The 26999-nt window shown below is 64.1% G+C and carries 26 protein-coding genes; 19 read left to right on the top strand and 7 right to left on the bottom strand.

Going from position 1 to position 26999, the window contains the following annotated elements; all coding sequences use genetic code 11:
* Positions 1-79: 79 nt before the first annotated feature.
* Together NLN62_RS00805 and NLN62_RS00800 are read left to right on the top strand one after the other, a co-directional pair.
* Complete coding sequence (locus NLN62_RS00805; protein ID WP_254107026.1) at positions 80-3316, top strand: bifunctional cytochrome P450/NADPH--P450 reductase; 3237 nt, start codon at positions 80-82, stop codon at positions 3314-3316.
* 129 nt (positions 3317-3445) lie between these two features.
* Complete coding sequence (locus NLN62_RS00800) at positions 3446-4120, top strand: spermidine synthase (RefSeq protein ID WP_254113310.1); 675 nt, start codon at positions 3446-3448, stop codon at positions 4118-4120.
* A gap of 198 nt (positions 4121-4318) precedes the next feature.
* Here the strand turns inward: NLN62_RS00800 and NLN62_RS00795 are convergent, their stop codons facing one another.
* Positions 4319-5239 (bottom strand): alpha/beta fold hydrolase, encoded by a 921-nt coding sequence (locus NLN62_RS00795; RefSeq protein WP_027525804.1) that lies wholly within the window; start codon positions 5237-5239, stop codon positions 4319-4321.
* 166 nt (positions 5240-5405) lie between these two features.
* Here NLN62_RS00795 and NLN62_RS00790 point away from each other — a divergent pair, with 166 nt between their 5' ends.
* The 16 genes from NLN62_RS00790 (at position 5406) to NLN62_RS00715 (ending at position 19641) form a co-directional block, all read left to right on the top strand.
* A complete protein-coding gene (locus NLN62_RS00790) occupies positions 5406-5786 on the top strand; it encodes a hypothetical protein (RefSeq protein WP_027525805.1) in 381 nt (126 codons plus the stop codon).
* Positions 5783-6865, top strand: a complete 1083-nt coding sequence (locus NLN62_RS00785; RefSeq protein WP_254107025.1) for an alpha/beta hydrolase — start codon at positions 5783-5785, stop codon at positions 6863-6865. The genes NLN62_RS00790 and NLN62_RS00785 overlap by 4 nt, the downstream gene beginning before the upstream one ends.
* Positions 6862-7455 (top strand): GNAT family N-acetyltransferase, encoded by a 594-nt coding sequence (locus NLN62_RS00780; protein ID WP_254107024.1) that lies wholly within the window; start codon positions 6862-6864, stop codon positions 7453-7455. Before NLN62_RS00785 ends, NLN62_RS00780 begins: the two co-directional genes overlap by 4 nt.
* A 224-nt stretch (positions 7456-7679) precedes the next feature.
* Complete coding sequence (locus NLN62_RS00775; protein ID WP_027525808.1) at positions 7680-8135, top strand: phasin; 456 nt, start codon at positions 7680-7682, stop codon at positions 8133-8135.
* A 170-nt stretch (positions 8136-8305) separates the two neighbouring features.
* Entirely contained in the window at positions 8306-9592 is a 1287-nt protein-coding gene (locus NLN62_RS00770; protein WP_254107023.1) for a DUF445 domain-containing protein, read from the top strand.
* Between the two features lie 186 nt (positions 9593-9778).
* On the top strand, positions 9779-10549 hold the full coding sequence (locus tag NLN62_RS00765; protein ID WP_254107022.1) for a triacylglycerol lipase: 771 nt from the start codon (positions 9779-9781) through the stop codon (positions 10547-10549).
* A gap of 171 nt (positions 10550-10720) precedes the next feature.
* Positions 10721-11587 (top strand): phenylacetic acid degradation operon negative regulatory protein PaaX, encoded by an 867-nt coding sequence (gene paaX / locus NLN62_RS00760; protein ID WP_027525811.1) that lies wholly within the window; start codon positions 10721-10723, stop codon positions 11585-11587.
* A gap of 204 nt (positions 11588-11791) precedes the next feature.
* Positions 11792-12784, top strand: a complete 993-nt coding sequence (paaA, locus tag NLN62_RS00755) for a 1,2-phenylacetyl-CoA epoxidase subunit PaaA (protein ID WP_027525812.1) — start codon at positions 11792-11794, stop codon at positions 12782-12784.
* Positions 12785-12794: 10 nt separating this feature from the next.
* Positions 12795-13082 (top strand): 1,2-phenylacetyl-CoA epoxidase subunit PaaB, encoded by a 288-nt coding sequence (paaB, locus tag NLN62_RS00750; RefSeq protein WP_008136594.1) that lies wholly within the window; start codon positions 12795-12797, stop codon positions 13080-13082.
* Between the two features lie 165 nt (positions 13083-13247).
* Entirely contained in the window at positions 13248-14024 is a 777-nt protein-coding gene (gene paaC / locus NLN62_RS00745) for a 1,2-phenylacetyl-CoA epoxidase subunit PaaC (protein WP_254107021.1), read from the top strand.
* Positions 14018-14521, top strand: coding sequence for a 1,2-phenylacetyl-CoA epoxidase subunit PaaD (gene paaD / locus NLN62_RS00740; protein WP_027525814.1), 504 nt, complete (start codon positions 14018-14020; stop codon positions 14519-14521). Before paaC ends, paaD begins: the two co-directional genes overlap by 7 nt.
* A gap of 2 nt (positions 14522-14523) precedes the next feature.
* Positions 14524-15606, top strand: coding sequence for a 1,2-phenylacetyl-CoA epoxidase subunit PaaE (paaE, locus tag NLN62_RS00735; protein WP_254107020.1), 1083 nt, complete (start codon positions 14524-14526; stop codon positions 15604-15606).
* Between the two features lie 101 nt (positions 15607-15707).
* Positions 15708-16157 carry a hydroxyphenylacetyl-CoA thioesterase PaaI gene (gene paaI, locus NLN62_RS00730; RefSeq protein WP_027525816.1) on the top strand — a complete coding sequence of 150 codons (450 nt, stop codon included), beginning with the start codon at positions 15708-15710 and terminating at the stop codon, positions 16155-16157.
* Between the two features lie 35 nt (positions 16158-16192).
* On the top strand, positions 16193-17524 hold the full coding sequence (paaK, locus tag NLN62_RS00725; protein ID WP_254107019.1) for a phenylacetate--CoA ligase PaaK: 1332 nt from the start codon (positions 16193-16195) through the stop codon (positions 17522-17524).
* Positions 17525-17575: 51 nt separating this feature from the next.
* The gene (locus NLN62_RS00720; RefSeq protein ID WP_254107018.1) at positions 17576-18580 is read left to right on the top strand and encodes a zinc-binding alcohol dehydrogenase family protein; all 1005 of its coding nucleotides are present in this window, start codon (positions 17576-17578) and stop codon (positions 18578-18580) included.
* 2 nt (positions 18581-18582) lie between these two features.
* A complete protein-coding gene (locus NLN62_RS00715) occupies positions 18583-19641 on the top strand; it encodes a YeeE/YedE family protein (protein ID WP_254107017.1) in 1059 nt (352 codons plus the stop codon).
* On the opposite strand, the gene NLN62_RS00710 is transcribed toward NLN62_RS00715, so the two are convergent.
* Positions 19620-20537 carry a DMT family transporter gene (locus NLN62_RS00710; RefSeq protein WP_254107016.1) on the bottom strand — a complete coding sequence of 306 codons (918 nt, stop codon included), beginning with the start codon at positions 20535-20537 and terminating at the stop codon, positions 19620-19622. The genes NLN62_RS00715 and NLN62_RS00710 overlap by 22 nt on opposite strands.
* Positions 20538-20637: 100 nt before the next feature.
* Here NLN62_RS00710 and NLN62_RS00705 point away from each other — a divergent pair, with 100 nt between their 5' ends.
* Entirely contained in the window at positions 20638-22068 is a 1431-nt protein-coding gene (locus NLN62_RS00705) for a PLP-dependent aminotransferase family protein (protein ID WP_254113309.1), read from the top strand.
* Between the two features lie 9 nt (positions 22069-22077).
* Here the strand turns inward: NLN62_RS00705 and NLN62_RS00700 are convergent, their stop codons facing one another.
* Genes NLN62_RS00700 through NLN62_RS00680 form a run of 5 tightly spaced genes read right to left on the bottom strand, consistent with a single transcriptional unit; the run spans position 22078 to position 26908 of the window.
* Positions 22078-23301 carry a bifunctional alpha/beta hydrolase/OsmC family protein gene (locus NLN62_RS00700; RefSeq protein WP_254107015.1) on the bottom strand — a complete coding sequence of 408 codons (1224 nt, stop codon included), beginning with the start codon at positions 23299-23301 and terminating at the stop codon, positions 22078-22080.
* A 53-nt stretch (positions 23302-23354) separates the two neighbouring features.
* Positions 23355-24020 carry a sulfite oxidase-like oxidoreductase gene (locus NLN62_RS00695; RefSeq protein WP_254107014.1) on the bottom strand — a complete coding sequence of 222 codons (666 nt, stop codon included), beginning with the start codon at positions 24018-24020 and terminating at the stop codon, positions 23355-23357.
* A 48-nt stretch (positions 24021-24068) separates the two neighbouring features.
* The gene (locus NLN62_RS00690) at positions 24069-25391 is read right to left on the bottom strand and encodes an MFS transporter (protein WP_027525824.1); all 1323 of its coding nucleotides are present in this window, start codon (positions 25389-25391) and stop codon (positions 24069-24071) included.
* 33 nt (positions 25392-25424) lie between these two features.
* Positions 25425-26645, bottom strand: coding sequence for a cytochrome P450 (locus NLN62_RS00685; protein ID WP_254107013.1), 1221 nt, complete (start codon positions 26643-26645; stop codon positions 25425-25427).
* Positions 26646-26698: 53 nt separating this feature from the next.
* Positions 26699-26908 (bottom strand): ferredoxin, encoded by a 210-nt coding sequence (locus NLN62_RS00680; RefSeq protein ID WP_027525826.1) that lies wholly within the window; start codon positions 26906-26908, stop codon positions 26699-26701.
* Positions 26909-26999 lie beyond the last annotated feature (91 nt).

Here is a 26999-nt window from a genome sequence, read left to right as displayed (position 1 = left end):
ACCGTGGATGCATTTCTGGATTGCTTCGCTTCGCTCGCAATGACGACGTTGAATACCGAGGCAGGGGGTAAACGCGTCAATGTCATCCAAGAACCGTCTGGACCCGATCCCGCAGCCGCCGACCAAGCCGGTGGTCGGCAACATGCTGTCGCTGGATCCGGCCGCGCCCGTGCAGCACCTGACGCGTCTCGCCAAGGAGCTCGGCCCGATCTTTTGGCTCGACATGATGGGGTCGCCGATCGTCTTCGTCTCCGGCCATGATCTCGTCGACGAGCTCTCCGACGAGAAGCGCTTCGACAAGGTGGTGCGCGGCGCGCTGCGCCGGGTGCGCGCCGTCGGTGGCGATGGCCTCTTCACGGCCGATACCAACGAACCGAACTGGAGCAAGGCCCACAACATCCTGCTCCAGCCCTTCGGCAACCGCGCCATGCAATCCTATCATCCGAGCATGGTCGATATCGCCGAGCAGCTCGTCAAGAAATGGGAGCGGCTCAACGCCGACGACGAGATCGACGTCGTCCACGACATGACTGCGCTGACGCTTGATACGATCGGTCTCTGCGGCTTCGACTACCGCTTCAATTCCTTCTACCGGCGCGACTATCATCCCTTCGTCGAGTCGCTGGTGCGCTCGCTCGAAACCATCATGATGACTCGCGGCCTGCCGTTCGAGCAGCTCTGGATGCAGAAGCGGCGGAAGACACTCGCCGAAGACGTCGCCTTCATGAACAAGATGGTCGATGAGATCATCGCCGAGCGGCGCAAGAGTGCGGAAGGCTCGGACGACAAGAAGGACATGCTCGCGGCCATGATGACCGGCGTCGATCGTACCACCGGCGAGCAGCTCGACGACGTCAACATCCGCTACCAGATCAACACGTTCCTGATCGCAGGCCACGAGACTACCAGCGGCCTTCTGTCCTACACGATCTATGCGTTGCTCAAGCATCCGGACATTCTCAAGAAGGCCTATGACGAGGTCGATCGCGTCTTCGGTCCTGACGCCAATGCCAAGCCGACCTATCAGCAGGTAACGCAGCTCACCTACATCACGCAGGTCCTGAAGGAGGCGCTGCGGCTGTGGCCGCCAGCGCCTGCCTATGGCATCTCGCCGCTGAAGGACGAGACCATCGGCGGCGGCAAGTACAAGCTGAAGAAGGGCACCTTCACCACGATCCTGGTGACGGCGCTGCAGCGCGATTCCAGCATCTGGGGACCCAACCCCGATGCCTTTGATCCCGAGAACTTTAGCCGCGAGGCGGAGGCCAGGCGCCCCGTCAATGCCTGGAAGCCGTTCGGCAACGGCCAGCGCGCCTGCATCGGTCGCGGCTTTGCCATGCACGAGGCCGCGCTTGCGCTCGGCATGATCCTCCAGCGCTTCCGTCTGATCGACCACCAGCGCTACCAGATGCACCTGAAGGAAACGCTGACCATCAAGCCGGAAGGATTCAAGATCAGGGTCCGTCCGCGCGCCGATCGCGAGCGCGGCGCCTATTCCGGCCCTGCGACTGCGACCACGAGTGTCGGCGCGGCTGCGCCACGCGCCACCACGCGGCCCGGGCACAATACGCCGCTGCTGGTGCTGTATGGCTCCAATCTCGGCACCGCCGAGGAACTGGCAGCGCGCGTTGCCGATCTTGCACAAGTCAACGGCTTTGCCAGCAAGCTTGCGTCGCTGGACGAGTACGCCGGCAAGCTGCCGGAGGAGGGCGGTGTGCTGATCTTCTGCGCCTCCTACAACGGCGCGCCGCCGGACAATGCCACGCAGTTCGTCAAATGGCTCCATGGCGACATGCCGAAGGACGCGCTCTCAAGATTGCGCTACGCCGTGTTCGGTTGCGGCAACAGCGACTGGGCCGCCACCTATCAATCCGTACCGCGCTTCATCGACGAGCAGCTTTCGGCTCATGGCGCGCGCAGCCTCTATGCGCGCGGCGAGGGCGATGCGCGGAGCGATCTCGACGGCCAGTTCGAAAAATGGTTCGCCGCCGCGGCGCCCGCGGCCGTGAAGGAGTGGGGGCTGACGGCTGATTTCAGCCGCAACGCCGACGACGAGCCGCTCTACAAGGTCGAGCCCGTCGCACCCGGCGCCGTCAACGCGATCGCCGCGCTCGGCGGCATGGCGGCGATGAAGGTGCTGGTCAATGACGAGCTCCAGAGCAAGAGCGGTCCCAACCCGTCCGAGCGCTCGACGCGTCATATCGAGGTGCAGTTGCCGCAAGGCGTGAGCTACCGCGTCGGCGACCATCTCAGCGTGGTCCCGCGCAACGATCCGGCGCTGGTCGATGCCGTGGCGCGCCGCTTCGGCTTCCTGCCGGTCGACCAGATCAAGCTGGCGGTGGCCGAAGGCCGCCGCGCGCAATTGCCGGTCGGCGAGAGCGTGTCGGTCGGTCAGCTCCTCACCGATTTCGTCGAGCTCCAGCAGGTCGCGACGCGCAAGCAGATCCAGATTATGTCGGAACACACGCGCTGTCCGGTGACCAAGCCCAAGCTGCTTGCCCTCGTCGGCGACGACGCGGAGGCTGGCGAGCGCTACCGCACCGAGATCCTGGCGAAGCGCAAATCGGTATTCGATCTTCTGGTCGAGTATCCGGCCTGCGAGCTGCCGTTCCATGCCTATCTCGAAATGCTCTCGCTGCTGGCGCCGCGCTATTACTCGATCTCGTCTTCGCCGTCGGTCGATCCCGCAAGATGCAGCGTCACCGTCGGTGTGGTCGGCGGGCCGGCCGCATCGGGCCGCGGCATCTACAAGGGCATCTGCTCGAACTATCTCAGCGATCGTCGCGCTGGCGATACGATCTACGCCATGGTGCGTGAGACCAAGGCCGGCTTCCGCCTGCCGGATGATTCTTCGGTGCCGATCGTCATGATCGGCCCCGGCACGGGCCTTGCGCCATTCCGCGGCTTCCTCCAGGAGCGCGCCGCACGGAAAGCCAAGGGTGCGGCGCTGGGGCCGGCAATGCTGTTCTTCGGCTGCCGCCACCCCGACCAGGATTTTCTCTATGCCGATGAATTGAAGGCATTGTCGGCGAGCGGTGTCACCGAGCTGTTCACTGCATTCTCGCGTGCCGAGGGACCGAAGACCTATGTGCAGCACCTGCTGGCCGCGCAGAAGGACAAGGTCTGGGGCCTGATCGAGCAGGGCGCGATCATTTATGTCTGTGGCGACGGCGGCAAGATGGAGCCCGACGTGAAGGCGGCGCTGGTGGCCATCTATCGCGAGAAGAGCGGCAGCGATGCCGCCGCCGGCGCGGGCTGGATCGAGGAGCTGGGCGCAAAGAACCGCTACGTGCTCGACGTCTGGGCGGGCGGGTAGCCGCCGAATGTGGATGTAGGGTGGGTTAGCGAAGCGTAACCCACCGCTTCTCTCGACGCGGACAGCCAAGAGGTGGGTTACGCTTTCGGCTAACCACCCTACGATTCTCGATCGTGCTAAAGCTTGCGTATGATTCCCTGGGAAAAGATCGATACCGGCCGGATCCCCGGCTCCGATGGCGAGCTTCGCCTGATGCGCCGCGGCAAAGAGTTTTCCATCATGCTCGGCACCAATGAGCTGATGAACAGCCGCCTGTCGGGCTCCGAGGCCGCACTCGCGACGCTTGCGGCCAAACAGATCGAGAAGGTCGCCCAACCCGTCGTCCTCATCGGCGGATTGGGCATGGGCTTTACGCTGCGTGCGGCGCTCGCCGTGCTCGGAAGCAAGGCGCAGATCATGGTGGCCGAACTGGTCCCTGCCGTGGTGGCATGGGCGCGAGGTCCGATGGCCGAGATTTTCGGTGACAGTCTCGGTGACCGCCGCGTCGAGATACATGAAATGGATGTTGGGCAGTTGATCGAAAGACATCCGCTCAGGTTCGATGCGATCCTGCTCGACGTTGACAATGGTCCGGAAGGTCTCACCCGCAAAGCCAACGACGCCTTGTACGATGACGCCGGGTTGAGAATAGCTCACACGGCGTTGCGGCACGGTGGGGTGCTCGCAGTCTGGTCGTCAGGGCCGCACCCGAAATTTTCACGCCGCCTTCGGGCTGCCGGCTTCGAGGTCAACGAGGTCAACGTCCGCGCCACCGGAAGAGGTGGTGGCGCGCGCCATGTGATCTGGATGGCGAGGAAGAGTTAGGTCGCCTTCGCCACTGTACTCCGGTTCCATTCGTCAGAACATCGTGTTGCTGTTCGCGGGATTGTCGGGAATGGGCGAGAGGCCGCAGCCTCGTTCCCTTGCAATTGCAGAGCGTCTGTATAGCTTTCGCGCCAGCCTGCCGTAAGAGAGTATCCGGTAGCTCACGTAGTCACCGCGAGGAGACCAGTCACGCTGGTCCTAGGCCGCCTTTGCCGCCGCCCCATGCGCGTGCTTGTCGACGGCGTCGATGATTTGCGGCCAGAAGCGCATTGGTAGTGCGTGACCCATGCCGTCGATCATCAGAAGTGTTGCGTTGGGTATCGATGCCGCGGTGTCCTTGCCGCCTTCGGGGCGCACCAGCGGATCCACGGTGCCGTGGATGACCAGCGTCGGCGTCTTCACGCTGTGCAAGCGCTCCTTGCGGCTGCCGGAGGCGAGCACGGCGCGCAACTGCCGCCCGACGCCGGCCGGATTCAGCCCGCGTGCGAATACGCGTTCGGCGCGGCCGGGATCGAGCGCCTCTTCCTCCGGAAAATGGCCGGCGCGCAGCACCTTCCAGGTCTCGCCATAGCGCACGATGAATTCCTCCTTGCTGCGCGGTGGCGGCGCCATCAGCATGGCAGCCGCCTCGCGCGTCGGCGGCGGCACGCGCGGATTGCCCGTCGTCGACATGATCGAGGTGAGCGAGCGCACGCGCTGCGGAAACGACAGCGTGATTTCCTGCGCGATCATGCCCCCCATCGAGGCGCCGACGAGATGCGTCGACTTGATTCCGAGCGCATCCATCAGTCCGACCGTGTCCCTGGCCATGTCGATCAGCTTGTAGGTGGCGGCCACCGGAATCTTCAGGAAGCGCAGCTTCAACAGCTCTAACGGCGTCAGCCGCTTGCCGCCGGTCAGATGGCTGGACTTGCCGATGTCGCGATTGTCGAAGCGGATCACGCGAAAGCCGCGGGCGGCGAGCTGTTCGCAGAACGCGTCGTCCCAGTGGATCATCTGGGCGCCTAACCCCATGATCAGCAGCAGAGGCTCGGCGTTGTCGTTGCCGAAAATCTCGTAGCAGATGTCGATGCCGTTGGCGCGGACGATCTGCGGCGGCTGATGAGCGGAAGCATTCACGGGCCCGTTCCCCCTTGCTGGCAGTCAGCGTTGTATCGCACGGTTTGCCGCCGCAAAGAAGCCGCGTGCGCGACATCAGGCCGCCGCTCGTGGGTTGACCGGCCCGTCACAACGGTGTGGTATGGCGGGAAAAGAAGGGCAAGAGCCCTCGACCTGGAGGACGCCGATGACCGACAAGATCAACGATCCGGTCGCCTTGTGGCAGAAGATGATTGGCGAGATGGAGAAAGGCTTCAACTCGTTTGCTACCAATGCGATGGAGACACCCGAATTCTCGCAGGCCATGAACCGGGCCGGCGGCGTTGCTGCGGGTGCTCAGAAGCAGTTCGGCGATGTCATGGAGAAGTATCTTCTCTCGATGAATCTGCCGAGCCGCGAGCAGATGACCGGCATTGCCGAACGGCTGCAATCCATCGAGGGCCAGCTAGGCGAGATCAAGTCCATGCTCAGCCAGATGTCGGCCTCGTCAGGCACGTCGCCAGCAGGCGCAGCGCCCCGGCCGCCGCGCACGAAGCGCCCGCCGCCCGAGAGCGGAGAGTCGAAATGAACGCGCCGACGGGACTTGATTTCGCATCGATCCCGGAGCGCATCCAGTCCGAGGTGCAGCGCGCCATCATGCGCAGCATCAAGGGCGTCGAATATTTCTCGACCTCAGGGCCCACGCTCGGGTCGACGCCGAAGGACGTGCTGCATTCGCGCGGCACGATGAGCCTCTATCACTACCGCCCGATGTCGGAGGAGATCTACCGCGTTCCAGTGCTGATCGTGATGGCCACCACCAACCGCGGCTACATCCTCGATCTCGTGCCGGGCCAGAGTTTTATCGAGTTCCTTTTGAAGCGCGGCTACGACGTCTACATGCTGGACTGGACCGCGCCGCGGCCGGAGGAGAAGAGCCTGGCGATGGAGGACTATGTCCTCGACTTCATCCCGGATTGCGTTCGCCGCGTGCAACAGGATTCCGGCGAGCAGGACGTCTCCGTGATCGGTTATTGCTTCGGCGGCGTGCTGTCGCTGCTCTACGGCTCGATCTTTCGGGATGGGCCGATGAAAAATCTGATCTGCTTCACCACGCCGATCGATTTTCGCGAGATGAAGCTGTTCTCGAATTTTTCCGACCGCCGCTATTTCGACGTCGACCAGCTCGTCGACAGCGTCGGCAACGTTCCGCCCGAGATGATTCTCTCCTCCTTCGAGATGCTGCGCCCCGCCTCGCGCACGGTGAGCCAGATCCAGCTCTGGGAGAACATCTGGAACGACGAGTTCGTCAAATCCTACCGGATGTTCGACCGCTGGGCGACCGACACGCTGCCGCTCGCCGGCGAATATTTCCGCGCCATCACCAAGGACCTGATGTGGGACAACAAGCTCTTCAATGACACCATGTCGGTGGGGGGACGCGCGGCAAAGCTCGAAGACATCAAGGTGCCGATCCTGCATGCGGTCGCCGAGCACGATCACATCGTGCCATATGACGCCGCAAAGCATCTGATCACGAAGATCGGGTCCGAGGACAAGGAAGAGGTGATGCTGAAGGGCGGCCACGTCTCGCTCGTCGCCGGCGCCAACGCGATCAAACGGCTGTGGCCGAAACTGGATACCTGGCTGGGGAAGAGATCGACATGAGTGAAGCGCGTTCCTATCCGCGTCGCGTCAAGACGGATGCTGGAGACGTCGAGATGCGCCTGATGTCCCCGGCAGATGAATCCGCCGTGCTCACCTTCGGCAAGGAGCTGCCGACGCATGATCTCCTGTTCCTGCCGCGCAACATCAGCGAGCCGAAGGTGCTGTCGGCCTGGGTCAAGGAGATCGAGCGCGGCGCGATTCAGAGCCTGCTCGCGGTGAAGGACAGCAAGGTCGTCGGTTGCGGCACGCTGGTGCGCGATCCCCATTCCTGGTCGCCCCATGTCGGCGAGATCCGGATGGTGGTGTCGCAGGACGTCCGCGGGAAGGGGGTCGGGCGGGCGTTGTCGCAGGAGACCTTTGCGCTCGCCCTCGGTGCCGGCCTCGAAAAGCTCTCGGTCCAGATGACGGTTGACCAGCAGGCGGCGATCGCCCTGTTCGAGAGCCTCGGCTTCAACGCCGAGGCGCTGCTGCGCGACCACGTCCGGGACGTCGACGGCAAGACCCATGACATCGTTGTGCTCGGGCACAACATCGCGCAGGTCCAGGCCCAGATGGAGGCCTACGGGCTGCCAGGCGCCGTCGAGCACTAAGAGCGCCGTCCAGCCCTTAGGCAGGCAGCAAGGCCCTGCATCAGCTCCCGAAATGGCCAAGGAGGCATCATGATGCCTCCCATTAAGGCCGTTCACGATTTCGTGATATCGCAGTGCAACAGGAATGTTGCGACGCACAATTAACTGTGTCATATAAGCCGTGCCCCGGGCCAATCCGGACGGGGTGAGCCCATAGCTCAGACAATTGAGGATGGAGAGACCCCATGACGACCGAAACCAACACCGCTTTCGAGGGCTTCAAGGACGCGTTCAAGAACATCCAGAACCTGGAAGTTCCCGAGGCTGCCCGCGAATTCGTCAAGAAGACTGCCAACACCGCCAAGGATCGTGCTGCCGAAGTTTTCGCTGGCTCCGAGCGGGTGACCGCCGCCATCGAGAACGCGGTTGCTGAGTCCGTCACCGAGGCCGGCAAGATCAGCCGCAACATCCAGCAGGCGATCTACGAGGACGCCGAGGCGTTCTTCTCCGGCATCGACAAGCTCGCTTCGGCCAAGTCGGTCAGCGAAGCCGTCGAGATCCAGTCCAGCCTGCTCCGTTCGCGCGGCGAAGCGTTCGTCTCGCGCGCCAAGGCGACCACCGACTATCTCGGCAAGCTCGCCGCCAACGGCGCGAAGTCCGCTCAGGACAATTTCGCGAAGGTCTACAACAAGACCGCCTGATGTGTGCGCTCGCGTCGACAAACTGAATTTGAGGCCCGCTTCGGCGGGCCTTGTTTTTTGTACTACTGTCATTGCGAGGAGCGAAGCGACGAAGCAATCCCGAGTCTTTCCGCGGGAAGATTCTGGATTGCTTCGCTTCGCTCGCAATGACGGAGTACTGTGATGTAGTCATGACTCCAGCAGGCACCTTCTCCTTCGATGCCCCCGGCGACGCCGAACGCGCGGCCGAGCTGCGCCGCGTCAAGGCGCTGGCGACGTTCGTGCTGGCCTCGACGCTCGCGCTGTTCGTGGTCGCGAAATGGCTGCTCAACGTGCACCCCGTATTCGGCTTCATCGCGGCCTTCGCGGAAGCCGCGACGATCGGTGGCCTTGCCGACTGGTACGCCGTGGTCGCGCTGTTCAAGCGGCCTCTCGGCCTGCCAATTCCGCACACCGCGATCATCCAGAGCAACCAGGCTCGCATCGCCGACAAGCTCGGCGAATTCATCCAGGTGCATTTCCTCGAGGCGGGTCCGGTCGAGGCGAAGCTGAAGGAGATCGACTTCGGCTCCTTCGTCGCCGACTGGCTGCGTGACCGCAAGCGCAGCGACGACCTCGCGCGCTTTGCGTTGCGGCTGTTGCCGGAGGCTTTCTCCGCAACGGAAAGCTCGGGCCTGATGACCTTCATCATCCGCCGCATGTCTTCGCAACTGCAGGCCATCGACCTCGCGCCGCTCGCGGCCGGCACGCTGCGCGGCTTCGTTGCGGAGGGGCGGCACCAGGGGCTGTTCGACGATCTCCTGCGCGTCATGCACGACACGCTGACGGGGAAGGAGACAATGGCGATGATCCGCGAGAAGGTGCGCGCGGAATTGCCGACCCTGCTCAGGCTCTATCGCGCCGACAAGTTTCTGGTAAACAAGATCGTGGCGTCTGCGAGCGCCTTCTTCGAGGAGGTGCGCAGCGATCCCAAGCATCCGTTTCGCGGCGAGTTCGATCGCATGGTGCTGACCTTCGTCGACCGGCTCGGCACCGACCAGACCTATATTGACCGCATCGACGGTCTGAAGCGGGATCTCTTGGCGCGGCCCGAGCTTGCGGATCTTGCGCGCACGGTGTGGGCCAACACGCGCGCCTTCATCGAACGTAGCGCCTCCGGCGAGACCCAGGTACTTCAGCATCATCTCGCCGGCATGTTCGTCGCGGCGGGAGAGGCGCTCGCCGGCGACACTGAGCTGCGCGGCGAGATCAACAAGGGCCTGGTCACGGTGCTGCGCAGCTTCGTCGCCGACCAGAAGAGCGGCGTCTCGACCTTCATCTCCGACCAGGTCAAGTCGTGGAATATGACGCAGTTGATTTCGCTGATCGAAATCAACATCGGCCGCGACCTGCAATACATCCGCTTCAACGGCTCGCTGATCGGCGGGCTCGCAGGCCTTGCGCTCTACTCCGCAGAATTCCTGCTCCGGCTGCTGTGACTTTTGCGTCACGGCCGTTAGCATTAACGCGCGGACCTATTGTCGCTCCCGTTTGTACCGGCTTGAATGTCGGGAACCGGCCGCCTAGCTGATTCATGTTGCGCTGCGGAACGATCAAGAAGCCGGCGTCTTGGAATTCATGCCCATCGACCGGCATCGCGGCCGGTGCCTTCAGAGGAAACATTGATGACCGCTACTGCCCAGACGCTGCGCCCGCCGTCCCGCACCCTGATGTTTCTGGAGGGGCGGGCTATCCACGAACTCGGCGCCTTCCTCGGCGCGCTGCCACTGCTCAGCCTCGCGCCGCGCGGCGACGGCCACCCGGTGCTGGTGTTGCCCGGCCTTGTTGCGTCGGACGCCTCGACGCGGCCGCTGCGCTCGTTCCTCAAGGGCAAGGGCTATGCCGTCAGCGGCTGGCGCCAGGGCCGCAACTATGGCCTGCGTCTGGGCGTGCAGGATGCGATGGTCGATCTCGTCCAGGGGCTCAACGATACCCATGGTCGCAAGATCAGCCTGGTCGGTTGGAGCTTAGGGGGTCTCTACGCGCGCCAGCTCGCCAAGATGATGCCGGAGCGCGTGCGTCAGGTGATCACGCTAGGCAGCCCCTTTGCCGGCGATCCGCGCTCGACCAATGCCTGGCGCGTCTATGAATGGGCGAGCGGTCGTAAAGCCGACGAAGTCGATCCGCGCTTCGGCGGCGAGCTCTCCGTCCCGCCGCCGGTGCCGACCACCGCGATCTTCAGCCGCACCGACGGCGTCTGCGCCTGGCAGGGCTGCATGGAGAAGACGGGCGCGCAGACCGAGAGCATCGAGGTCGAGAGCAGCCATTGCGGCATGGGACATCACCCCGCCGCCGTTTACGCGGTGGCTAATCGTCTGGCGCAGAAGGAGGGCCAGTGGCAGCCCTTCGATCGCGGCGGCTGGCGCAGCCTGGTTTACCCCGATCCGCATCGCTGAGCGGGCCTGTATGGTTCGAGACGCGCGGCGCTGCCGCGCTCCTCACCATGAGGGCTTGAGACCTGAATCCTCGCGATAGCTGTTCGACCTCATCCTGAGGAGGCGCGAAGCGCCGTCTCGAAGGATCGAGCCCGGCTTTGGCATTAGCGCAAATCGCGCTATGCCTCTCGCATGGCGCATCCGCTTTCCCGCATCATCGACCAGCTCAAGCGCGAGCCGTCGCGCACCGGCTCCATCGTCATCACCGTGTTCGGCGATGCCATCGTGCCGCGCGGCGGCTCGGTGTGGCTCGGCACGCTGCTCGAATTCTTTGCAGGTCTCGACATCGACAGCGGCGTCGTTCGCACTGCGATGTCGCGGCTTGCCGCCGACGGCTGGCTCACGCGCGAAAAGGTCGGACGCAACAGCTTTTATCGCCTCGCCGAAAAGGGGCGCCAGACCTTCGAGGCCGCGACGCGCCACATCTACGATCCGCCGCCATCCGACTGGACCGGCCGCTTCGAGCTGCTGCTGATCGGCAACGGCGAGGACCGCGACGCCTCGCGTGAGGCGCTGCGCAATGCCGGCTTCGGCAGTCCGCTGCCGGGCGTGTGGGTCGCGCCATCGGGCGTGCCAGTGCCTGACGAGGCTGCCGGTGCGATCCGCCTCGAGGTCTCGGCCGAGGATGACAGCGGCCGCCGCCTGCTCAGCGCGAGCTGGCCGCTCGATCGTACGGCCGATGCCTATCTGAAATTCATGAAGATGTTCGAGCCGCTGCGCACCGCGATTGCGCGCGGCACTGACCTCTCTGACGCCGACGCCTTCACCGCGCGCATGCTCTTGATCCACTATTATCGCCGCGTGGTGCTGCGCGATCCGCTGCTGCCGGGCGAATTGCTGCCGGCGGACTGGCCGGGCAGGGCGGCTCGCGAGCTCTGCGGCGAGATCTATCGCGCGCTCCTGGTCCGGTCGGAACAATGGCTTGATGACCACGGAACCAATGAAAAGGGGACGCTCCCCGCGGCGCGGAAGCTGCTGGAACGGAGGTTCGGCGCCTAAAGCGCGGTGCGATTGGGATAAATCGTCATCGCGCTTCAGGTTATTGTTTGCGCATGATCTCCGCGCAAACGTGTTCCGCGTTTGTCGCGAGGGAAAACCGCTTCGCACTTTTCCGGATCATGCATTGGATTTTATGTTACAGAAATATCTTGCATGGTCTAATTTTTGTTATATATTGCCTCCCAATAAATCGGGAGGATGCGCATGTACACCCAGGCGCTGAACACGGCCGAGGCCGACGATCGCGGCCTCGAGGATGCCGCCAAGGCTGCGCAATTCCAGGCGCGGATCGATGCCGAGGAGCGCATCGAGCCGAACGACTGGATGCCTGCGGCCTACCGCAAGACGCTTACCCGGCAGATCTCCCAGCACGCCCATTCCGAAATCGTCGGCATGCTGCCCGAAGGCAACTGGATCACCCGCGCGCCGACGCTGCGGCGTAAGGCGGCGTTGCTCGCAAAAGTGCAGGACGAATGCGGCCACGGGCTCTATCTCTATGCCGCTGCCGAGACGCTCGGCTCTTCGCGCGAGGAGCTGGTCGATGCGATGCTCGCCGGCAAGGCCAAGTACTCCTCGATCTTCAACTATCCGACGCTGACCTGGGCGGACATTGGTACCATCGGCTGGCTGGTCGACGGCGCTGCGATCATGAACCAGATCCCGCTGTGCCGCTGCTCGTATGGTCCCTACGCGCGCGCGATGATCCGCGTCTGCAAGGAGGAGTCCTTCCACCAGCGCCAGGGCTACGAGATCATGCTGACGCTGTGCCGCGGCTCGGACGAGCAGAAGGCGATGGCGCAGGACGCATTGAACCGCTGGTGGTGGCCGGTGCTGATGATGTTCGGCCCGCCCGATGCAGCAAGCCAGCACAGCGACACCTCGACGAGATGGAAGATCAAGCGCTTCTCCAATGACGAGCTGCGGCAGAAGTTCGTCGATGCCACGGTGCCGCAGGCCCAATATCTCGGGCTGACCATTCCCGATCCCGCCATGACGCAGGATGCCGACGGACACTGGCGCTACAGCGAGATCGACTGGACCGAATTCAAGCAGGTGCTCGCCGGCAACGGCCCCTGCAACCGCGACCGCATCGCCGCGCGCCGCAAGGCGCATGACGACGGCGCCTGGGTGCGCGAGGCGGCAGCTAGCTATGCAGCGAAACGCCAGCACCGCCAGACCGCGCAAGCTGCGGAGTAGGGAGATCACGATGGCCACGCCGAACACACCGCTGTGGGAAGTCTTCATTCGCAGCCGCAACGGGCTCGCGCACAAGCATGTCGGCTCGCTGCATGCGAGCGATGCCACCATGGCGCTGCAAGCCGCGCGCGACATCTACACCCGTCGCGGCGAGGGCCTGTCGATTTGGGTGGTGCCGTCCACTGCCATTACGGCGAGCGATCCCGCCGAGAAGGGCATGATGTTCGAGCCTGCGGAATCCAAGATCTACCGGCATCCGACGTTTTACGAGGTGCCGGAAGAAGTCGGGCACATGTAGCTCTCTCAACCCTCATGGTGAGGAGCCGCGAAGCGGCGTCTCCGGAAGATGCTTCGCATCGCCGGGCGAACCATGAAGGCCCGTGGCGCGCGGCCCATCCTTCGAGACGGCGCTTCGCGCCTCGTCAGGATGAGGTTGGAACAAGTGGCAAGGTGGATTGAACAGATGCCAGTCGCCAACATCCAGGTCTCCGAGACACCGCTCGTGCTCTACACGCTGCGCCGCGCCGACGATGCGCTGATCCTCGGCCATAGGCTGTCGGAATGGTGCGGGCACGCGCCGATGCTGGAAGAGGATATGGCGCTCTCCAACATCGCGCTTGACCTCATCGGCCAGGCCCGCGAGCTCTACACCTATGCGGCCAAGGTTGAAGGCAAGGACAATGACGAGGACAAGTTCGCTTACTTGCGCGATGTTCGCCAGTACCGCAACCTGCTGCTGGTCGAGCAGCCGAACGGCGATTTCGCCCAGACCCTGGTGCGGCAGTTCTTCTATTCCGCCTTCGCCGATCTCTACTGGCGGGCGATGATGACCTCGCGCGACGCAACGCTCGCAGCCATTGCCGCCAAGTCCGAGAAGGAAAGCGCCTATCATTTGCGCCATGCCTCGGAGTGGATCATCCGGCTCGGTGACGGCACTGAGGAGAGCCACGCGCGTGCGCAAGGAGCGATCGATCATCTCTGGTCCTTCACCGGCGAGATGTTTGCCGTCGACGACGGCGAGCGAAGCTTGATCGATGTGGGCATCGCGATCGATCCCGCAACGTTGCGCGACCGTTGGCTGACGACGCTCGCCAATGTCGCCAGCGAGGCGACGCTCACGCTGCCGCAAAACAACTGGATGCAGCAGGGCGGCCGCGCCGGCCGGCACAGCGAGCATCTCGGCCATCTCCTCAGCGAGCTGCAATCGATGCAGCGCACCTTCCCGGGGCTGACATGGTGACGGCGCTCGACAGCAAGAGCGATCTGCGCCAGCGCGCATGGGACGCGGCGGCAAGCGTGGTCGATCCGGAGATTCCGGTATTGACCATTGCCGATCTCGGCGTGCTGCGTGATGTTGCGCTTCGCGGCGATCACGTCGAGGTCGCGATCACCCCGACCTATTCAGGCTGCCCCGCGATGAACATGATCGCGCTCGAGATCGAACTGGCGCTGGAACGCGCCGGCTTCCATCGCCCAAAAGTGCGCACCGTGCTGTCGCCTGCCTGGACCACCGACTGGATGAGCGAGGAGGGCCGCCAAAAGCTCCGCGCCTACGGCATCGCGCCGCCGCAAGCCTCTGGTTCGCGCCGCGCGCTGTTCGGCGAGCAGGCGGTCGCATGCCCGCAATGCGGCTCGGAGAATACCGAGCTGTTGTCCGAATTCGGCTCGACCTCCTGCAAGGCGCTCTGGCGCTGCAAGTCGTGCCGCGAACCGTTCGACTACTTCAAGTGTCATTGACCATGTCCGCAGCCGCACCACGTTTTCATCGTCTCGCCGTCAACGACCTCCGCCGCGAGGCTTCGGATGCCGTATCGATGACCTTCGGCATTCCGGGCGAGCTCGCCAGCGACTATGCCTTCACGCCCGGCCAGTATCTGACGCTCCGCACCATGCTCGAAGGCGAGGAGGTGCGCCGCTCCTATTCGATCTGCTCGGGTCCTGACGACGGCGAGCTTCGCATCGCCGTGAAGAAGGTCGACGGCGGCGCGTTTTCGAATTGGGTGGCCGACGAATTGAAGTGCGGCGACGAGCTCGACGTGATGACGCCGACCGGCCGCTTCGGTGCGATCCCGCAAGGCGACACCGCGCGTGTCCATGTCGGCTTTGCCGCAGGCTCCGGCATCACGCCAATCCTGTCGATCGTCAAGGGCGTGCTGGCGCGCGAGCCCAAGAGCCGCTTCTTCCTATTCTACGGCAACCGGGCGACCGACAACATCATGTTCCTGGAGGCGCTCGAGGAACTCAAGGACCGCTTCATCGATCGCCTCTCGATCTTCCACGTCATCTCGGGCGAGGAGCAGGATATCCCGATCCTGCATGGCCGGCTCGACGGCGAGAAGGTGAGGGTGCTGCTGCGCTCGCTGGTCCCGGCCGCAAGCGTCGATCACGTCTTCGTCTGCGGTCCGTCTGGCATGAGCGAGGAGATCGAGGCGACCTGCCGCGATCTCGGCATTGCGGATGATCGCATTCACGTCGAACGTTTCGTGTCCGAGTTCGGCGGCAAGCCGCGTCCGAAGAAGGCGGTCGCAGCCGATGCGCCGCCGAAGGCCATCGCGTCGCTGATCATCGACGGCAAGCGCCGCGATGTTCCGGTCGCCGAGGACGAAGCGATCCTCGATGCCGCGCTGCGCGCCGGCGTCGATCTGCCCTTCGCCTGCAAGGGCGGCATGTGCTCGACCTGCCGCGCCAAGCTGGTCGAGGGCGAGGCGCCGATGGACATCAACTATTCGCTGGAGCCCTGGGAGCTGAAGGCGGGGTTCGTCCTGACCTGCCAGGCAAAACCCTCGTCCGAGCGGGTCGTGGTCGACTACGACCATGTCTGAGGGGCTGCATCAGAACCTGATGATGCAAATGCGTCGCATTATTTGACAGTCTTGAGCGATCGGCAGAACATCGCGCGCAAAAGAACAGGTGGGAGACGCAAGTGAATGTCAAGGCAGCCCTGTCACCGGAAGACATCGCCCGCGCCTGCGCCGATGCGATGTGGGCGGAGGACGACGCCTCGAAAGATCTCGGCATGGAGATCGTCGAGATCGGCCCGGGCTTTGCGACGCTGGCGATGACGGTGCGGCCGGACATGGTCAACGGCCAGCGCATTGCCCATGGTGGCTTCATCTTCACGCTTGCCGATTCCGCCTTCGCGTTCGCCTGCAACTCGCACAATGAACGCGTGGTCGCGGCGCAGGGGCAGATCACTTTCATCAAGCCAGGCAGGCTTGGCGATCGTCTCGTCGCAAGAGCACGCGAAGTCGCCCGCAGCGGCCGTTCCGGCATCTATGACGTGCGCGTCACCGCCGGCGACATCGTCATCGCCGAATTCCGTGGGCATTCGCGTGTCATTCGCGGCACGTGGCTGCCGACGCAAGATCAGTGAACACAAGAACAAACAAATGATGTGGGGAAGCGAGGATGGCTCTGACCAGGCTGAAGGCAGGTGGAAACGCCTATAGTGCCGAGATGGACGCGCACGAGCGCGCCTCGCGCGACGAGATCATGGCGTTGCAGACGCAGCGCCTGGGCTGGTCGCTGAAGCACGCCTACGACAACGTCGCGCATTATCGCAAGGCCTTCGACAAGGCCGGCGTGCATCCGTCCGATTTCAAAGAGCTGTCCGATCTCGCAAAGTTTCCGTTTACGGTGAAGACGGATCTGCGCGACAACTATCCTTTCAACATGTTCGCGGTCCCCCGCGAAAAGCTGGTGCGCGTGCATGCCTCCTCGGGCACGACGGGCAAGCCGATCGTCGTCGGCTACACGAGGGCCGATATCGACACCTGGTCAGAGGTGATGGCGCGCTCGATCCGTGCCGCTGGTGGCCGCACCGGCATGATCATCCACAACGCTTATGGCTATGGCCTCTTCACCGGCGGCCTCGGCGTCCATTACGGCGCGGAGAAGCTCGGCTGCACCGTGGTGCCGATTTCCGGCGGCATGACCGAGCGGCAGGTGCAGCTTATCAACGATTTCCGGCCTGACATCATCACGGTGACGCCGAGCTACGTCTTGGCGATCCTCGACGAGTTCAAGCGCCAGAAGCTTGATCCGCGCCAATGCTCGCTCAAGGTCGGGATTTTTGGCGCCGAGCCCTGGACCAACGCGATGCGCGGCGAGATCGAAGAGGCCTTCGACATGGATGCGACCGACATCTATGGCCTGTCTGAAGTGATCGGTCCGGGCGTCGCGCAGGAATGCATCGAGACCAAGGACGGTCTGCACATCTGGGAGGATCACTTCTACCCCGAGGTGATCGATCCCGAGACCGGCGCCGTGCTGCCCGACGGCGAAAAGGGCGAGCTGGTCTTCACCTCCCTCACCAAGGAAGCCTTCCCGGTGATCCGCTATCGCACCCGCGATCTCACGCGCCTCCTGCCCGGCACAGCGCGGCCGGGGATGCGGCGGATGGAGAAGGTGACGGGGCGTTCGGACGACATGATCATCCTGCGCGGCGTCAACCTGTTCCCGACCCAGATCGAGGAGGTGCTGCTCGCGACCGAGTGGTGCGGAGGCCACTTCATCATGGAACTGACCCGCGAGGGCCGGATGGATGAGCTGACCATCATCGCGGAGGCGCGCCCCGAAAGCTGGGACGGCCGCGGGCTCGTCGACCACGCCGAGCGGATATCGACTCACATCAAGAACACCATCGGCATCACCGCCAAGGTGCGGGCGGTCGCGCCGGCTACGCTGGAGCGATCGCTCGGCAAGGCGAAGCGCCTCTTCGACAAGCGTCCGAAGGATTGACTTGACCGGCCCCAAAGGCGACAAGGCCCGCGAGAAATCGTGGGTCTTTCGATGTCACCAGCCGATAGCAAAACCGTCGAAGCGCGCTGCGTGCGCCTCAATGCCAAGGCCGAGAACGCGGCGGCGCTTGCACCTCGTGTCGAGCATCACACGCTCGCCCGCGGCGCCAACGACGTCCTGATCGAAGTGAAGGCCGCCGCCGTCAACCCGTCCGACGTGAAGGCTGCGACCGGCTTGATGCCCTATGCCGTGTTTCCGCGAACGCCCGGCCGTGATTATGCCGGCGTCGTCATCGACGGCTCGGCCGGCACGATCGGCCGCGAGGTGTTCGGCTCCTCTGGCGACCTCGGCATCCGCCGCGACGGCACCCACGCCACCCATCTTGTCGTCGAGCTTGATGCCGTGGTGGAAAAGCCCAAGGCGCTGTCCTGGGAGGAAGCCGCCGGCATCGGCGTGCCCTTCGTCACCGCAATGGAAGGTTTTCGTCGCGCTGGCCTGCCGAAGCAGGGCGAGACCGTGCTGGTGATGGGCGTTAACGGCAAGGTCGGCCAGGCCGCCGTGCAGATCGCGACCTGGCAGGGCGCGCGCGTGATCGGCGTGGTGCGCAAGGCGGAGGCCTATGAAGGCCATACCAACGCGCCCGTCGAGGTGATCGACTCTTCCGCCACCGATGTCGCCGCGCGCGTACGCGAAGTGACCGGCGGCAAGGGGGCGGACATCGTCTTCAACACGGTCGGCGATCCCTACTTCCAGGCCGCGCACAAGTCGCTCGCCTTGCGTGGCCGCCAGATCCTCATCGCAGCGATCGACCGCATCGTGCAGTTCAACATCCTGGAATTTTACCGTGGCCAGCACACCTATGTCGGCATCGACACGCTCGGCCTGTCATCGACCGCGACGGGAGCAGTGCTGCGCGATCTCGGTCCGGGCTTTGCCAGCGGGCAGCTGAAGCCGTTTCCGATCAAGGAAGGCGCGATTTATGCGCTTGAGCGCGCCAAAGAGGCTTACGTTGCCGTTGCCGGTTCCTCGCGCGATCGCGTAATCCTGAAGCCGTAACGATGGCATCGTCGACCCAACTCGTCATCCTCGCTGGCGTCGTCATCGGCCTCGTCTACGGCGCCGTCGGCCTGCTCAGTGGATTTTGCCTGATGAGCAGCATGCGCGGGTACCTCGCAGACGGCGATGGCCGCCTTGTGCGCACCTATGCGCTGGCGATCGCAGTCGCGATCGCGGCGAGCCAGTTCCTTGCCGGAAGCGGCACGGTCGATCTCGGCAAGTCGATCTATCTGCAACAGACCTTCTCGGCGCCGGTGCTGTTCCTTGGCGGGCTCCTGTTCGGCTACGGCATGGTGCTGTCGAACGGCTGTGGCTCGCGCGCGCTGGTGCTGCTCGGCCGCGGCAATCTTCGCTCCTTCGTGGTCGTGATCGTGCTGGCGATCGCCGCCCAGATGACGCTGAAAGGCCTGATCGCGCCGGCGCGCATCGCGCTGGTGCAGGCCTCGCAGACCACCGTGGGCGCGAATTCGCTGCCGGCGCTGTTGTCTGCTTTCGGGCTCGGCGATGCTGCCTCGCGAACGCTCGGTGCTGCCGTGCTCGCGGCCGCGCTGGCGCTGTTCGCCTTTGCCCACGCGGCGTTCCGCTGCTCGCCGGGCCAGATTGCGGCAGGCGCCATCGTCGGTCTCCTGATCGCGGGCGGCTGGTACGTCACCGGCTTCCTCGGCGCTGACGATTTCAACCCAGTGCCGGTGACCTCGCTGACCTTCATCGCGCCGATTGCGGACGCGCTGCAATACGCCATGCTCTCGACCGGCCTGACGCTCAATTTCGGCATCGCCACGGTCGCCGGCGTGTTCGCCGGCAGCCTCGTCACTGCGCTGGCGACGGGGCGCTTCCAGCTCGAAGGCTATTCATCGCCGCGCCACATGCTGCGCTCGGCGGGTGGCGCGGCGCTGATGGGCATCGGCGGCGTCATGGCCTTCGGCTGCTCGATCGGGCAGGGGCTCACTGGCCTCTCGACACTGGCGCTGGCCTCGTTCGTCGCGGTCGCCGGCATTTTGCTCGGCACCGCCGCCGGTCTACGCGGCGCGCTCCGCGTTCAGCCTCTCAAGGTCGCCTGACTGCGCAGGGGACGATTGGCGAGTGTCGCAAGGCCGATGCCGGCAACGATCAGCGTAGCCGCGACGGCAAGGCTGATGTCGATGGGCTCGCCGAGCAGGATGGCGGCACTGGCAATGCCGACGATTGGCGTCGCCGTGGTGCCGAGCGACGTCGTCAGGGCCGAGATGCTCTTGTTGACCATCGACATCGCCCAATAGGCCAGCGCGGTCCCGATCAGGCCGGAGTACAGGAACAGCAAGACGAGCCGCGATGACCATTCCACGTGCGGCAGGCCGTCCGTTATCGTTGCCGTGATCGACAACACCACCGTTGCCACGAGCACTTGCCAGATCAGGAGCTGGAGCGGCGAGGCGATCCAATGATGCGATCGGAGATAGATGATGTTCGCCGCCCAGCACATGGCGGCCAGGATCACCATGCCGGCGCCGATCAGGACATTGATATTGGTCCAGTCGATTGAGGAGGGGTTCAAGATCACGGCAAGCCCGGCCAGGCCCAGCATTGCTCCGCCGACTTTCGGCGCGCTCAATGTGTCCTTCCCGAGCAGGGGTGCCGCGAGCGCGACCCAGAGCGGTGTCGTATAGCCGAGCACGATGCCCTTGCTGGCGGGAATGAAGCGCAGGCCGGCGGCGGCCAGTGTCGAGAACAGCGTCATATGCAAAAGCGCCACGCTCAGGATCACGGGGACGTCGTGTCGATCCGGAATCACCAGATTGTTGTTCGCGCGCAGGATCACGAACAGGCCGACGAGCGCGATCCAGCTCCGGATCGCCGCGCTCCACAGCGGGGGGACGAACTGCACCAGCTGCTTCGTCACCGACCAGTTCACGCCCCAGGCCAGCACGACGATCAGGAACAGGCCGATGGCTGCGCGTGGTGACAGGGAGGCGTTCATTGCAAGATCCTTGAAGCGGCGCAGCCCGGCAGATAGCATCGCAATTGGCACTTAAAAAAGTGCCAGATTGGAAAGAACTAAGGTGCCAGTTTCCGATGCAATGATCTCCGGGCTTATCACGCTGGAGCGATCCGGCGAGGCAGGGCTGGTAGTGCAATTGACCGGCCAGCTCAGGCGCCTGATCGCGAGCGGTCGGATCGGCAAGGATCGTGTGCTGCCGTCGAGCCGCCGGCTTGCGAGCGATCTCGGCGTGTCCCGCAACACCGTCAGCTTCGCGTTCGAGCAGCTCGCCGCTGAGGGCTACCTCGCGATGTCGCACGGGCGGCGTCCGGTGGTGATGGTCGATGGCGGCGAACGGACCGAGGGAGCAGGCACCGCCGTATCGCGCGTGCAGCCCGGAAAGCCCCGGCTCTCGCCCTGGGCCTCCAAGTTGCGCGAGACGGACTGGCCGATGTCTTATCTCGCGTCGTTGCGACCGCTAAGGCCCGGCCACGCCGACGCCCGGGAGTTTCCGAACGAGATCTGGGCACGTTGCCTGCGCCGCAGCGCCGTGCAGTCGGCGAGGCGCGAGATCGGAGCGGTCAACCGGCCGCGCCTGCGGGAGGCTTTGGCGCAGTATCTTGCGACCAGCAGGGGCGTTCGCGCAGCGGCGGCGCAGGTGATGATCCTGCCGAGCGCGCAGGCCGCGCTGACCTTGATTGCCGCCACGCTTATCACGCCCGGTGACGAGGTCTGGGTGGAGGATCCAGGCTATCCGGGTGCCACGGCCGCCTTCCGCGCTTCCGGCGCACGCGTGGTCGGCATGGGGCTGGATGAGCAGGGCATGCAGCGGGTAGCTGGAACGGTCGCGCCAAGGCTCATCTTCATGACGCCATCGCACCAGCACCCGACGGGGCGATTGATGTCGCTTGTCCGCCGCACCGAATTTCTCGCTGCAAGCCGGCCGGGCAAGACCTGGATCATCGAAGACGACTACGACGGCGAATTCCACTACGACAGCCGGCCGGTGCCCTCCTTGCAGGGGCTCGATGCCCACGGCCGCGTGTTCTATGTCGGCACCTTTTCGAAGGTGATGACCTCGGACATCCGCCTCGGATATCTCGTCGCGCCGCCGGCCCTGTGCGACACGTTGGAGATCGCGCAGCGGCACATGGGACTGATCGCGGCCAGTCACATCCAGGAAGCGCTGGCCGAGTTCATCATCGATGGACACTTCCTCGCACACCTTCGCCGGATGCGCCGCCTCTACCACGCGCGCCGCGATCACCTCGTCGGCGAGATGGAACGCCGTCTGGGTGGCGTTCTTGAGGTCGAGACGCCCTCGGGCGGCATCCAACTCGTTGCACGCCTCAAGCGCGGCGGCGCAGACCGGGCAGCGGTCAAGCGGCTGGTTGAGGCTGGAGTCGAGACGCGGGCGTTATCGACCCTGTCGCTCGGCCGGCCGCGCGATCATGGCTTGCTGCTCGGCTTTGCGGCCTGGCGCGAGAGCGAGATCAGCACGGCCGTGCGGACGATGGCGTCTTGCTTCTAGCGCGGTCGCTCAGTCCGCAGGCTTCGTCACGATCCGGATCTCCGACGTCAGCGTCCGGTGCACCGGGCACTTGTCGGCGATCTCCATCAGCTTCTTGCGCTGCTCGGCATCGAGTGCGCCGTCCATCGCGATCACGCGGTCGATCTGGTCGAGCATGCCGTCGCGGGTCTCGCATTCTTCGCAATCTTTCGCGTAGATCTTGGCGTGCTTCAGCGTCACCGTGACGCGATCGAGCGGCAGCGATTTGCGGTCGGCATAGAGCCGCATGGTCATGGACGTGCAGGCGCCAAGGCCAGCGAGCAGGAAATCATAGGGGCCGGGGCCGGCATCCTCGCCGCCGGCCGCGACCGGCTCGTCGGCCACCAGCCGATGCGGCCCGACGGAGATCAACTGGTTGAACTTGCTCTTGCAGGTCTCCTGTACGATGACCTGGCGCGGCGCCTCGGGGAGGCCTGCCACTTTCGCCGGTCTTGCAGCTTCGACATAGCGGCTCGCCCAGGCCGCGATCACGTCGGCGACATAAACGGCATCGCTCGCCTTGCTGAGCAGATGATCGGCGTGGTCGAGCGAGACGAAGCTCTTCGGATGTTTCGCCGAGACGAAGATCTTCGTCGCATTGTCGATGCCGACGGTGTCGTCGACGGGCGAATGCATCACCAGCAGCGCCTTGTGCAAGCCCGTGATATCCTTCATCAACTCGTGCTCGACGATGTCGTCGAGGAATTCGCGCTTGATGCGGAAGGGCCGCCCTGCGAGCGACACCTCGACCTCGCCCTGCGTACGGATGTCGTTCAGATGTTCCCTGAATAGCCCGGTGACGTGCGCTGGGTCGGATGGCGCAGCAATCGTCACCACCGCCTTGGGCTCCGGAATCTTTCCGGCTGCCGCCAGGATCGCAGCGCCACCGAGGCTATGGCCGATCAGGATCGCTGGCGCCTTTCGTGTTGCGCGCAGATGATCGGCGGCGTGCACGAGATCGGCAACGTTGGAGGAGAAGGTGGAGTTGGCGAAGTCGCCTTCGCTCGAGCCAAGCCCGGTGAAATCGAAGCGCAGCACGGCGATGCCTTTTGCTGCGAGAGCGACCGCGATCCGGCGTGCGGCCAGCACGTCCTTGCCGCAGGTGAAGCAGTGCGCAAACAGCGCGTAAGCCGCAGGTTCACCCTCCGGCAACTCCAGCGCGGCCGCCAGCAGATGGCCGCCTTCGCCTGTGAATTGAAAGCGCTCCATCGGCATGGGTATCTCCTCGACGTTGGCGTCCACCTCTCCCAACGGGAGAGGTGGGAATGTCAGTCCCCGGAATAGCGTTCTTCAGTCCAGGGATCGCCGCGGTTATGATAGCCACGGACTTCCCAATAGCCGGGCGCATCCTCGGTCAGAAACTCGATCGCCTGAAGCCATTTGGCGCTCTTCCAGAAATAAAGATGCGGCACGACGAGCCGCACTGGACCGCCATGTTCCTCGGACAGCGGCTCGCCCGACCAGCTATGGGCGAGCAGGGCGTCCTCAGCGGCGAAATCCTCCAGCGACAGATTGGTGGTGTAGCCGTCATAGGAATGCAGCACGACGAAGCGCGCATCATCGCGCGGCTGGCAGGCCGCCAGCAGCTCGCGCGTCGCAAGCCCCTCCCACTGGTTGTCGTAGCGCGACCAGGTCGTCACGCAATGGATGTCGGAGGTGAATTGCGCCTGCTTCTGCGCCGTGAATTCCGCAAACGTCCAGAACACCGGGTTTTCGACCGCGCCATAGACGTCGAGCCGCCAGCGTTCCGGCGAGATTTCCGGTGTGAGGCCCAGATCGAGCACGGGCCAGTCCTTGGTGAGATGCTGTCCGGGCGGCAGGCGCTGATCTTCCGGGCGTGCGATCCTGCCGGTGAGGAAGCGGCCCTCGCGCGCCCATTTCTCCTTGGTCCGCGTCAGCTTGCTTTCGGGCGGCGGCTCGTTCTCGTCAGCCATGATCTACTCGTGGCAATGTCTACTCGTGACATCTACTCGTAACGATGTCTACTCGTGACGATGCATCGCGGAGGCATGCTTGGTGTCGCGCATCGTAGCATAGATGATCAGCGAGAGGCAGATGATGCCGCTGAGATAGTAATAGAACCACTCCTCGTGCCCGATGGTCTTGAAGTAGAGTGCGATCGCCGGCGCCGTGCCGCCGAACAGGGAGACCGTGATCGCATAGGGTAGCCCCACGCCGAGCGCGCGGACATTGGTCGGGAACAGCTCGGCCTTCACCACCGCGTTGATCGAGGTGTAGCCGGCGACGAACAGCCAGGCGCAGCAGATCAGCACGAATGCCATGAAGGGCGATTTCGTCTCCTTCAGCGTCATCAGCAGCGGGACGGTTGCGAGCGTGCCGGCGACGCCGAAGAAGATCAGCAGCGGCTTGCGTCCGATTTTGTCGGAGATCGCGCCATAGATCGGTTGCAGGATGGTCGCGAAGATCAACGTGCCGAAGATCACGAAGGTGGTCTGGTCCTCGGTGAGCCCGACCGAGAGCTTGACGAAGGTCTGCATGTAGGTGGTGAAGGTGTAGAATGCCGCGGTACCGCCCGCGGTCAGTCCCACCACCAGCAACAGCTCCCGCGGATATTTCAGGAGGTTTGCGATGGAGCCGGTCGGCTTCACGACCTTCTTGGCTTCCTCGAACGCCTCGGTCTCATGCAGGCCGCGCCGCATCACCGCGGCGAAGATCGCCAGCATTGCACCGATCGCAAACGGAATGCGCCAACCCCAGGCCTTCAGCTCCTCGGGCGTGAGGAACACCTTTTGCAAGAGCAACAGCACGATGATCGCGGTGAGCTGTCCGCCGATCAGGGTGACGTACTGAAAGCTCGAATAGAAGCCGCGATGCCTGGGATCGGCGACCTCGCTCAAATAGGTGGCGCTGGCGCCATATTCGCCGCCGAGACTTAAGCCCTCGATCACGCGCGCGACCGCAAGGATCGCTGGGGCGGCAAGACCGATCGAGGCATAGGTCGGCGTCACCGCGATGATCAGTGAGCCAAAGCACATGAAGACGACGGAGAGCGTCAGCGAGATCCGGCGTCCGAAATGATCGGCGAGATAGCCGAAGAACCAGCCGCCCAAGGGGCGCATCAGGAAGGTCGCCGCGAACACGACGGCGACGTTCAGTTGCTGGACGACAGGATCGTCGCCGGGGAAGAACGCCGGCGCGAAATACAGCGCGAACGCCGTATAGGCGTAGAAATCGTACCATTCGACGAGGTTGCCGATCGAACCGATGAAGATCGCCTTGATGCGGCGTTCGGCGTCGGCAATGTCGAATCGCTCGGAGGCCGGCTCGATTGCTTGGTCTGTCATCACCGGCCTCCCAGAACATTTTCTGTCTGGAGGCTACATGGCCTTTCCGAGCAGAAATGGCAACTGGCGGGGGCCGCGCACGGTCCCTTGCGACCAGGTCACGGTGCCGGCCGGGTTGAGCCGGAAGTCCGGGATTCGCTTCAACCATTCCTCAATTGCGACCTGCATCTCCATCCGCGCCAGGTTGGAACCGACGCAGCGGTGGATGCCGAGGCCGAAGGCGGCATGGCGGTTCTCCCGGCGATCGAGCACGACCCTGTCGGCATCGGGGAACATTTTGGGGTCGCGGTTGGCGGCGGGGAAGGACAGCAGCACCATGTTGCCCGGCTTGACCGGACAGCCGGCGATGGTCGTCTCCTTCATCACCTCGCGCGCCATCGTCACTGGCGAATAGGCGCGCAAGAGTTCCTCGACAGCCATCGGCATCAGCTCGGGCTCGGCGATCAGGCGCTCGCGGTCTGCAGGCGTCTTTGCAAGGTGCCAGAGCGAGGAGCCGATCGCACTCCAGGTGGTGTCGATGCCGGCGATCAGGAGCAGCCGCAGCGAGCCGTAGATGTGGGAGTCATCGAGCGGCTGCCCGTTCTTGTCACGGGCGTTGAGGAGATAGGAGATCAGGTCGTCGCCCGGCTTGTTCTTGCGCGCTTCGACATGGCCGGCGAAATAATTGGTCATCTCCTCGGCCGCCTGCTTCAGCATCATCTCGTTCTTGATGCTCAGCTCGAGGATCATGTGGATCCACTTGATGAAGAGCTCGCCGTCGCTCTCGGGGATGCCGAGCATGTGAGCGATCGCGCGCACCGGGATGTGCTTGGTGTATCGCGCGGCGGCGTCGACCTTGCCGTCGGCGATGAATTCGTCGATCAGCTCGTTGCAGATGGCGCGGACGCGCGGCTCGAGCTTCTTCATCGCATCCGGCGTGAACGGCGGCAGCAGCAATTGCTTGGCCGGCTTGTGGTCCGGCGGATCGGAGGTGATCGGCGGCGCCGCGTTCTTGGCGACTTCGGGCCGTTCATCGCGAACGATGATGCGACGCGAGGAGAAGCTGTCGGTGTCGTTGGCGATCTGCCGCACCGCTTCGTAGGTCGTCGGCAAATAGCAGCCGAGAAAGCGCTCGGTGTGCACGACAGGGCTTGCGGCACGCATCTGGTCCCAGATCGGGAAGGGATCTTCCGTCCAGCGCGGATCGGTGTGATCAAAATCGTGGAGCCAATCGGTGACGGGCGGATGGGCGGCGGGTTGGCTGACGTCGGACATCTCTGGATCCTTGGGGCTTGTGTTCACGGAAGAACGCAGGAACGTGCGGCGCACTACTCCTCGGTCACTTCGATTGCGATTTCCGGACAGTTGGATTTGGCAAGCCAGGCCTTGTCTTCAAGGCCGGCCGGCACGGTGCCGTCGCCGACCTCATGCGCATTGCCGTATTCGTCAAGCTCGAACAGTTCCGGCGCCAGCGCCTTGCAGCGTGCGTGCCCCTGACACTTTTCGGGATCGACGTGAACCCTCAGTCGTTCTGCCATCTAAGCTCCCTCGGTGATGCGCATGCAGACCCCATGCGGGGCCGGGCGCGTTCCTCAATTGATTTTTGTCCGCGGCGTTCACCGCGAGGTT

Source organism: Bradyrhizobium sp. CCGUVB23 (genome assembly GCF_024199885.1).
Classification (GTDB): Bacteria; Pseudomonadota; Alphaproteobacteria; order Rhizobiales; family Xanthobacteraceae; genus Bradyrhizobium.
This window is presented reverse-complemented; position numbering and strand designations above follow the sequence as displayed.